Genomic DNA, 6,179 nt, shown 5'->3' on the forward strand with positions numbered 1-6,179 from the left:
CACACGGTGATTGATTTCAAGACTGCTGGAGATGAACCACCTGCTCAATAGGTGTGCGTATCTAACATCGCTGGCAAACGCCGGTCGTCTCCACACTCTGTTCTAATAGGCAGTCAACTCTATTCATCAGGGTTCTCGTATTCCAAAGAAACTGGATTGAAACTATGATCTGCACCGCACTTCACACATGATCTCGTAATGTTATTCTCTTCTTGATAGTCTACCCAAAGCTCGTCCTGCGTCTTCGTAATTGGAAATGTATTCTCTTGACTGCAATGGGGACAGAGGAACTCGAGGAACCAATCGTACTGTCCTATTGATACTGGCTCATATTCATTTCTGAGGTAAGATACGACCTCATGCATTGTCTCTATTTCATCATCGTAGACCTTCACGCCGACAGTATTAGATATAAACCCACTAAGAAGGCTCGAACTTTCGAATATCGGCAAAATGAACAAATCATCTGCATGAGCATAGCCAATTTCTTGATTAACCCAGATATTGTTCACAGATGATTCTGTGATATATGGGATCATGACCTCACTTTGCTTCAAATTTTCTTTGATTAGCTCATTTATTTTGCCGAATTTCCTCTCATCTATTGCCACGTATAGATTGAAAGGCAAATATTGTATTGGGAATAATAGATCAGTAATCGTCTCTTTTTGCTCTCCATAATGTGAAACAAAAATCTGAGGCCGCTGAGATTTCATGATTCGACACCAGGCAGTTCCTGAACTCTGTTCAGTAGATCGTATTCATTCTCCCAATACAGTAGTTGCTCTCGCTCTTCTAATAATTCAAAAATCTGCTCTTCCAATTCGCCCCTCTCAGGTTCGTCATCGTCTCTCTTGCGCCTTAGGACGTATGTCTTATCTATATATATAGAGTTGGTTAGAAATTCGAGTTCGACTAAGGGACTTTGGTTCTCTGTCGGATCCGCCAGTATAACGACGTAATCAACTAGCTCGGCAATCAATCCAAACTTCAAAGCAATATTTTTAATATTTTCGGACTCATTAATTACGTCATTAAAAGAGGTTGCAAGTGTAGATGGCTCTTTATTCAAAGTACTAATAACACTATTAATTCTGCGAAGATCATTGCCATAGTTACCAACTATAAGATATGTGTTCTCAATTGACAGGTTCGGTTCTATTTGACTGAGAAACTCTACCAAATCTTGATATTCGTCTCTAGATAATTCATAGTCTTCTGGCAATAGTTGCTTAGTTTCATCATACGTATGTTCCCCGTCTTCACTTTCGGAAGTCCGACGGGGGTAATGTGGAGGCATTTGCGAAAAGTTGATTACCAGCAAATATAAGATTTGGGCGCTAGCTCTTGATCGGGTGTTAGAAGTCCTAATACTGCACAATCACAGTGTACTGACCGAATCAAGGAAGAGCGGGTATGTGAACCGTTGTATGAGGCCCTCAAACGATTACTTGACTCCCTATCAATAACCTGAAGCGGCATAGACCTCTGTGAGAATGGAGTTCAACATTCTCAAAGAGCAAACTGAGGAGCGTTCCCAGCTGTAAGGACTCATATGAAGTCGGCCGGAGGCTTGCCGATATCCCCGATTAGACGTACTCGTTGAACCAGTCCGGTGCGCCCGTGTACTCGGCCCAGCATCGTTTGTGACAGGGCTCTCCTCGAGCATTCGGTATCGCGCGGTCAAGATCGACCATCTCCCCGCACAGATCACACTCGGCGCGATGGCCCATCTGCCGCTGTTCAACCGAGAGGTCTTTTGTCTCGATATGAAGCTCGTGCAACGCCCTCGGCGTGAGCCGGACCAGCACTTTCTCGCGGTCGTCTTCGTCTTGCTTCTCCGGCGTGTATGTCAGCACCCAGTCCTGTCCTTCCTCGCCGTCGCCGGCTGGCCCGAGCGAGATTGTCTTGGCGAGTTCATCAGGGATGTAGTGCCATTCGTTGTCGGCGAACCGTGGGTAATGGCCCATTGGTCGCGGGTCCTCAGGGTCGACATCGTCTTCGGTCATAGAGACTCGACCTCTTGGAACGCGTCGTCGATGACGTCTTCGCTCGGTGCGTTCAGGTAGGGTTCAATCGCAGCGAAGGAGTCCCACCCACCAACGGCCATCACCACTCGGGGGTTCATTTGCTCGTCGACGAGCAGGCGTTGGGCGAACCGACGGCGGAGATCGTGCGTACTCACCTTCTCGAAATCGTCGTCGCCAGTTGCTTCAGCAGCTCGCGCAGCTGTCCGTCGAACCACAGCACGGACACCAGGTTGGGTTAGATCGACAATGGGGTCTTTCGGTGCGATGTTGTGTTCGTTCTGGAAGCGCTGGAGATCACGCTCGACATCGGCGGGAAGGAAAGCATCCCGAGGCTTCCCACCGTTGCCGCTGGTGTCTTTCCCGGCCTGGACACGAAGCCGGTACTGACCGCTCTGAGTCTGCTTGACGTCAACGGGTCGGATCTGTGGGATTTCGAATGCCCGGAGGCCAACGAACGCTCCGAGCTGAATGATAAGATCGTCGCGCTGACTGTTGGTGGCCCGCCGGAGGTCCTCGATCTCAGCGTCGTTCAACCATACTTTGTACTCGTTGCCCTCGGTCGCTTCAATACGCATTACGATTCTTTTAGTTTCCGTCACTAAAGTATCTAGCGGCTGGTAGGAACGGGGGTGTCTCACCCCGTGTGCCGAGTGAAAAACGGGGAGTCTGTTACGACTAATATAACAAGTCGTGATTCAGGGGTTCAATAAAACAGGTTACGAATCAGTGGATACCGAGCGGGGGGTCGTGCTTCGGCGGCTTCAGCGGTGGGAGCCGCGGACGGTGCGTCGGCGGATGCGTGTCGAACGCGAAGGGGTCGTACTGGGTCATGTATGGAAAGGGTGTGTGGTTGAATCTACTCTACAGGCCGCCGCCGGCCCCGGGGTCGTGCACCCGATTGTGGTACATGTTCCCCGTGCCGGGGTCCTGCTCAATGACGTCGTAGTGGTCCCCGTCCTGACGCGTGTTCAGGACATCCGTCCCCTGCCGACCGACCTGGCCATGGTCGAACCCGGCGTTGTAGTCGCGGCCGAACAGACCGTCCTTATGGGGGGTCTGGTCCTGCGGGGTGGTTGGGAGGCCGTGTTGGGTGCCGTTGTTGTCGATCGTTTCGCCGTCGAGGTACGAGTTGACCGCGTCGAAGTCGTTGAGGTTGCCGTCGTACATTGTTGGATTTGATGTGGTCGGTTAGTTATGGGTCGGTGCGTCTACAGCCGGGGGTCGTCGAGGCCGATCCGGGCCGTACCGGTGTCGCTCTTGATGGTGTGGTGCCAGCCGTCGGTAGTGTCGGTGTACCCTGTGATGTGGTGGTTGGGGTCCTCGTTCAGGACCTGGACGGCGCGGCGGCCCTGGTTGCTGTAGTTGATGTACGATCCGTCGGACAGCATTCGGTCGGGTGCGGTGTTCTGGGGCATGGTTTCGGTGTGGTCGCGATTAGTTCGGAGTGCGGTACTTCTGAGCTGGAGGTGATCTACACCATCAGCGGGTCGTGGGGGTCGACGAACAGCGCGCCGTCGCTCCCGTTGAGCACCGACGGCGTGTTCGGGCTCGGGAACTCCCAGGTCAGGTATTCCCAGTACGTTTTGGGGGTCATGTGGTCCAGGTCACCTCCGTACATAATACATGGACCCCCAGGGATAAATCAAAATGGCAAATTCCCGGGGAAGAAGGTCTGAGGTCTGGGTTTAGATACTGGTGTCGGGGGAAATCCTCTGAGAGCGGACAGTCTTCGACACACACAAAATCTTCGAGAGCGATGTCAGCTGCCCAAACTTTATTCTATGCGCACTCAAACGTGTCTGGTATGTAGTCTCCGACGGTCAGGCTGTGTTCAAATTATTGTCCAGACGCAGGGGGAGGAGTCTGTCCTCTGCTCTGGGCACCAACCCAGCCATGACCGCACGACAGTCCCTACACGCCGTCGGAGAATCGAAGCCGCAAAACACGGCGAGCTGCTTCAAGCTCGCGCTCCCGGCCCAGACCACGAGTCTCGGCCTCTTGGAGGACGACGAGCCCATAGTGTGGCAGTTTGACGAGGAGGTCGGCCTCCCCGTCGTTTCCCACTATGAGTACTTCATGGCAATGAACGAGAAATACGGTAAGCCGGATATGCGCGAGAACGGGCAGACGACTACCCTGCCCGTGACCTACACCCCGTACGCACACGAGGGCGGGCACCCCCAGGTGAACTTCACGCGGGACGACGTCCTCGGGTTCTTCGCCCCTGAGTCGAAGATTGCGAACGACTTCCCGCGCCTGTATGTCGGCACCTTCGACGACTATCAGCGTCTCTCTCTGGGATGCACCCAGGTCATCTGGGGCGAGCCATACAAGCGCCCGGCGTTTGCCCCGAGTCAGCAGAAGGACATCCGGGAAGTCTGCATCGCCCAGCCGGGCGAGGAGCCTTTCCGAACCACGCGCCCCGCCGCCGAGGGCTGGGTCCGCTCAGAGAAACTCCTCGCCCAGGTGCCGACGCTCGCCTCCTCGACTCCTTCCCGGCAGACAGCGGATGACGACTAACGTAGATAGGCAACTCAGTCCCCCCCTCTCCAACGAGCACCGATTAGTCGTCGGCCATAACCTGGATCTACGAGCAGCCTGGAACTTGCGCAAGAAGTCCCAATATAGCCACTACTCAGAATGTAGTGGACTCTACGCATAGCTGGGGCCATATCCACTCGATACCGCAATTTTTTGTGTGAGCGTCTACTACATCTATGTGAGTCCAACCATCCGCGGGAGGTGGCCGATTTCACTTCCCGCAGTTCAAACCCCAGTAAGAAGCATCACTGCTCGTTGTTTAGCAGTGAATTTTTCTGCATAGAGCATCTGATAACACTCGGTGGCGAGAGCCACCTCCCTGCAAGATGGTTGGACTCATCGTTGCAGGCTGCACCGGTGCAGGTGCGATGATGTGGGCGGTGACAACCGTCCTTCGGCTTGCGCTCATCATCGTTCTTGTGGTGCAGTTGAAGCGGGAATAGCCGGACAACGGCTCTCCCTATGACTAAGCACGGGGGCGGCAATGTACCGCCCTCCGTCAGTGACGAAGTGCGATTAAGTTCCGCCCCGTCTTGCAGGGATTTCACATTCATTCTGCGTTTTAATCCTGTCTGCGAATTCGGAAGGTTTGTGCAATATATAACTGAATTACCGATATTCATTTTCGCTCAGAACGAAAAGGTCGTCTGTGGATGGCGTGATTTTCGAGCGTATATTTTACCACTGTTTTCAGCGACTACATTTTCTTCCAGCAGTTGGGCGATGTAGACTCTTGTCTGATCTCGAATATCGCTTTCTCGCTGTTGTAGGCTCTTGATATTTCTGTAGCCTTGTATCAACTCCTCCCAGCCCATATCAAGCACCTCCTGACGAGTCATGCCGTCTTCACGGAGGAGTAGGTTATAGATCTGCTGCAGTAACAGGCTTGCATCCCGGTGTGTTCGATCGGATGCACTTCGATAAAATGTGTTGACGTAATGTAGGTGGACGCCGCCACGAATCCGCTTCAGATATTGATCGGGGAGAGTGCTGGCTGCTGCTGCCAATTCAGATGAGGGGTTGATAATCTCTGCTTGGTCATTCCGTCTGGCAGCGTTTATGAAGCCTTCTCCATCAAGTTCTTCTCCACTTTCTGTCTCAAGTGGCGGGAGAAGATGAATTATACCTGTCAGATTAAACAGCTCTGATATCCGGTTAATTTCGGGGTGGGTGTCTTGACAACCGACTATAATATCTGTGTCAACGACTACAGAGTTGTATTCTTTTCGGACATGTTCTTTGAAATCTGAGTCTGATCGGCGGTTAATCAGCATCGGGTTGCGGATCGGGCGTTCCTCGCGTGCCCGCTCTCGGATCTGATTATATTTTTTCGAATGGTAGCCGTCTTTCATTCGAGAGAGGTAGTCCGACCCATTATACACCTCCACAGGAATTTGCTCGTCACGGATCAGCGCAAGGGCGTCTACCTGTCCTCTGAACCCTGTCAACAGATGTGGGTAGTTTCCACTTGGCATCACTCTCATTCCTGTTACGCTCTTGTGAAGCACGTTGTTGATTTTTAGAGGGCGGCGTTGAGAGCATGTTTGAGCGCTTCGTCACCTGGTTTTCTGTAGAGTTCACAGCGGAGCTGAAAGGCTCGGAGATACG

Annotated in this window: 9 protein-coding genes; 1 reads left to right on the forward strand and 8 read right to left on the reverse strand. The window is 52.6% G+C overall.

Annotated elements, in window-relative coordinates:
• Window positions 1–119 precede the first annotated feature (119 nt).
• The 7 genes from VI234_RS19075 to VI234_RS19105 form a co-directional block, all read right to left on the reverse strand.
• Complete coding sequence (locus VI234_RS19075) at window positions 120–716, reverse strand: hypothetical protein (protein WP_336330939.1); 597 nt, start codon at window positions 714–716, stop codon at window positions 120–122.
• Window positions 713–1,300, reverse strand: coding sequence for a hypothetical protein (locus VI234_RS19080; protein WP_336330940.1), 588 nt, complete (start codon window positions 1,298–1,300; stop codon window positions 713–715). The genes VI234_RS19075 and VI234_RS19080 overlap by 4 nt, the downstream gene beginning before the upstream one ends.
• A gap of 289 nt (window positions 1,301–1,589) precedes the next feature.
• Window positions 1,590–2,009: a hypothetical protein gene (locus VI234_RS19085; protein WP_336330941.1), complete on the reverse strand. Its 420-nt coding sequence runs from the start codon at window positions 2,007–2,009 to the stop codon at window positions 1,590–1,592.
• Window positions 2,006–2,605, reverse strand: coding sequence for a site-specific integrase (locus VI234_RS19090; protein ID WP_336330942.1), 600 nt, complete (start codon window positions 2,603–2,605; stop codon window positions 2,006–2,008). The genes VI234_RS19085 and VI234_RS19090 overlap by 4 nt, the downstream gene beginning before the upstream one ends.
• A gap of 286 nt (window positions 2,606–2,891) precedes the next feature.
• Window positions 2,892–3,197, reverse strand: coding sequence for a hypothetical protein (locus VI234_RS19095; RefSeq protein WP_336330943.1), 306 nt, complete (start codon window positions 3,195–3,197; stop codon window positions 2,892–2,894).
• Window positions 3,198–3,238: 41 nt separating this feature from the next.
• Entirely contained in the window at window positions 3,239–3,445 is a 207-nt protein-coding gene (locus tag VI234_RS19100) for a hypothetical protein (RefSeq protein ID WP_336330944.1), read from the reverse strand.
• A gap of 56 nt (window positions 3,446–3,501) precedes the next feature.
• Complete coding sequence (locus VI234_RS19105; protein WP_336330945.1) at window positions 3,502–3,624, reverse strand: hypothetical protein; 123 nt, start codon at window positions 3,622–3,624, stop codon at window positions 3,502–3,504.
• A gap of 425 nt (window positions 3,625–4,049) precedes the next feature.
• Between VI234_RS19105 and VI234_RS19110 the strand changes: the two genes are divergently transcribed.
• Window positions 4,050–4,550 carry a hypothetical protein gene (locus VI234_RS19110; RefSeq protein ID WP_336330946.1) on the forward strand — a complete coding sequence of 167 codons (501 nt, stop codon included), beginning with the start codon at window positions 4,050–4,052 and terminating at the stop codon, window positions 4,548–4,550.
• Between the two features lie 650 nt (window positions 4,551–5,200).
• Here the strand turns inward: VI234_RS19110 and VI234_RS19115 are convergent.
• A complete protein-coding gene (locus VI234_RS19115; RefSeq protein ID WP_336330947.1) occupies window positions 5,201–5,923 on the reverse strand; it encodes a hypothetical protein in 723 nt (240 codons plus the stop codon).
• Window positions 5,924–6,179 lie beyond the last annotated feature (256 nt).

This window comes from Haloarcula sp. CGMCC 1.2071, assembly GCF_037078445.1.
In the GTDB taxonomy this organism is placed as follows: Archaea; Halobacteriota; Halobacteria; order Halobacteriales; family Haloarculaceae; genus Haloarcula; species Haloarcula amylolytica.

Excerpts from the sequence above, each read along its gene's own strand:
- VI234_RS19105 (WP_336330945.1), bottom strand. The coding sequence starts at position 3,624 with ATGACCCCCAAAACGTACTGGGAATACCTGACCTGGGAGTTCCCGAGC.
- VI234_RS19100 (WP_336330944.1), bottom strand. The coding sequence starts at position 3,445 with ATGCCCCAGAACACCGCACCCGACCGAATGCTGTCCGACGGATCGTAC.
- VI234_RS19115 (WP_336330947.1), bottom strand. The coding sequence starts at position 5,923 with ATGAAAGACGGCTACCATTCGAAAAAATATAATCAGATCCGAGAGCGG.
- VI234_RS19080 (WP_336330940.1), bottom strand. The coding sequence starts at position 1,300 with ATGCCTCCACATTACCCCCGTCGGACTTCCGAAAGTGAAGACGGGGAA.
- VI234_RS19095 (WP_336330943.1), bottom strand. The coding sequence starts at position 3,197 with ATGTACGACGGCAACCTCAACGACTTCGACGCGGTCAACTCGTACCTC.
- VI234_RS19075 (WP_336330939.1), bottom strand. The coding sequence starts at position 716 with ATGAAATCTCAGCGGCCTCAGATTTTTGTTTCACATTATGGAGAGCAA.
- VI234_RS19085 (WP_336330941.1), bottom strand. The coding sequence starts at position 2,009 with ATGACCGAAGACGATGTCGACCCTGAGGACCCGCGACCAATGGGCCAT.
- VI234_RS19090 (WP_336330942.1), bottom strand. The coding sequence starts at position 2,605 with ATGCGTATTGAAGCGACCGAGGGCAACGAGTACAAAGTATGGTTGAAC.